The sequence below is a fragment of the Nocardia farcinica genome (assembly GCF_029867845.1).
GTDB classification, from domain to species: domain Bacteria; phylum Actinomycetota; class Actinomycetes; order Mycobacteriales; family Mycobacteriaceae; genus Nocardia; species Nocardia farcinica_A.
In genome coordinates, this window is the sequence record NZ_JARWRU010001036.1 from 1 (window position 1) to 1,956 (window position 1,956).

The following is a 1,956-nucleotide window of genomic DNA, read 5'->3' on the forward strand; positions in this document are numbered from 1 at the left end:
CGCCCCCCCCCCGCCGGGGGGGGGGGCGGGGGGGGGGCGGCCCCCCCCCCCCCCCCCCCCCCGCGGCTCAGAGCTGACCGCTGTCGGTGACGGTCACCGGCAGCAGGGTGGTGCCGTCCTCGGTGCCCACCTGCTCGACGGTGCGGACCACCTCCAGCCCCTCGATCACCGAGCCGAAGACGACGTGCTTGCCGTCCAGCCAGGGGGTGGCGTCGAAGGTGATGAAGAACTGCGAGCCGTTGGTGTCGGGTCCGCGATTGGCCATGCTGAGCAGGCCGGCGCGGTCGTGGGGCAGCTCGAAGCTCTCGTCGGGGAAGGTCGGTCCGTAGATGCTGGTGCCACCGGTGCCGTCGCCGTTGGTGAAGTCGCCGCCCTGGGCCATGAAACCCGGGATCACCCGGTGCAGGGCCGAACCCCGGTAGCCGAAGCCCTGCTCGCCGGTGGCCAGCGCCCGGAAGTTCTCGGCGGTGCGCGGTGCCACGTCGGTGCGCAACTCGATCACCACCCGGCCTGCCGGGACATTCCCGACGGCGAGGTCGAGGTAGACCCGGGGCAGGGGGTCGGCGTGCGCGGACGGCGCGGTCAGCGGAGCCGGGACGAAGAGGGTGAACAACGCCAGCGCGAGGACCGCCGCGGCACGTGTGAGCTTCATCATGCGCATGTGTCTACCTCATGAGCTGTGCGGTTGCTCACCGGGTCGGCGCCGGTGCGGGCGCGGACGGGCGCCCAGGGACACGGGGCCGGTGTGCGGTGGTGCGGTGTTCGATGAACCGCATGGAGGTTCAATGGGGTGCATGGAGCAGATACCCGAGGACTGGCAGCGCGGTCTGGTGATCGTCGCTCATCCCGACGACATCGAATACGGGGCGGCCGCCGCTGTCGCGCGCTGGACCACGCAGGGCAAGGACATCCGCTACGTCCTGGTGACCAGTGGCGAGGCGGGCATCGCCGGTCTGCCGCCCGCCGAATCCGGCCCGCTGCGCGAGCGCGAGCAGTTGGCCTCCGCGGCGCTGGTCGGCGTGAACGAGGTGGAATTCCTCGGCTACCCGGACGGGCGCGTCGAGGCCGATCTGCGCCTGCGCCGGGATCTGGCCGCCGCCATCCGCAGGCACCGCCCGGAGATGGTGGTGCTGTTGAACTTCGACGACACCTGGGCGACGGGCCGGCTCAACAGCGCCGACCACCGGGCGGTCGGTCGTTGTGGCCTGGACGCGGTGGCCGACGCGGCCAACGAATGGATCTTCCCCGAACTCGCCGATCTCGAACCGTGGCAGGCGCGTTGGGCCGCGGTCACCGGCCCCGGCCCCACCCACGCGGTCGATGTCACCGACACCGTGGAGCGGGCGGTGCTCTCGCTCGCGGCGCACCGGCGGTATCTGGAGGCGCTGAGCCCGGAGCCGGTGGAACAGCAGGCTCGCGCCGTCGTCGACATGGCCACCGCCCCGATCGAGGGCTTCCCCGCCGATCGGGCCGTGGGGGTGCGCTTGTTCACCTTCGTCTGAGCCCGTCCGGCCCGCCTCAGGGGTGTGCCCGGTGCCCGCCCCTGCGGTGTGGCAGTCTGAGGCGATGCGTGTTGCGGTCGTCGCCGGCCCGGATCCCGGCCATGCGTTCCCTGCGCTCGCGCTGTGCGAGCGGTTCCTCGCCGCGGGAGACGAGCCGGTGTTGTTCACCGGCCCACGCTGGTTCGACGCGGCCAGGAACGCGGGCATTCCGGTGCGCAGGCTGAAAGGGCTGGCGCCGAGGGCGATCGACGACGACACCGACGCCGGACAGCGCATCCACGAACGCGCCGCGCACATCTCGACCGAGATCCTGCCCGACCTCGGCGCCATGCTGCCCGAACTGGTCGTCTCCGACGTGCTCACCGCGGGCGGCGGCATGGCCGCCGCACCGCGCGGGGTGCCGGGGGGGGGGCTGTCCCCGCCTCCGCGGTACCGGCCCGCGCAGGGGCTGCCG

At 73.0% G+C, this 1,956-nt stretch carries 2 protein-coding genes and 1 pseudogene; 2 read left to right on the forward strand and 1 reads right to left on the reverse strand.

Annotation, left to right across the window (positions count from 1 at the left end; translation table 11 throughout):
• Positions 1 to 67: 67 nt before the first annotated feature.
• Positions 68 to 661: a peptidylprolyl isomerase gene (locus QH283_RS22945; RefSeq protein ID WP_280505018.1), complete on the reverse strand. Its 594-nt coding sequence runs from the start codon at positions 659 to 661 to the stop codon at positions 68 to 70.
• A gap of 133 nt (positions 662 to 794) precedes the next feature.
• On the opposite strand from QH283_RS22945, the gene QH283_RS22950 reads away from it, so the two are divergent.
• Both QH283_RS22950 and QH283_RS22955 read left to right on the forward strand, forming a co-directional pair.
• Positions 795 to 1,502, forward strand: coding sequence for a PIG-L deacetylase family protein (locus tag QH283_RS22950; protein WP_280505019.1), 708 nt, complete (start codon positions 795 to 797; stop codon positions 1,500 to 1,502).
• A 64-nt stretch (positions 1,503 to 1,566) separates the two neighbouring features.
• Positions 1,567 to 1,956: pseudogene (locus QH283_RS22955) on the forward strand (glycosyltransferase); the annotation flags it as partial.

Coding starts and splice junctions, on each gene's coding strand:
- QH283_RS22945 (WP_280505018.1), bottom strand. CDS start 661: ATGCGCATGATGAAGCTCACACGTGCCGCGGCGGTCCTCGCGCTGGCG.
- QH283_RS22950 (WP_280505019.1), top strand. CDS start 795: ATGGAGCAGATACCCGAGGACTGGCAGCGCGGTCTGGTGATCGTCGCT.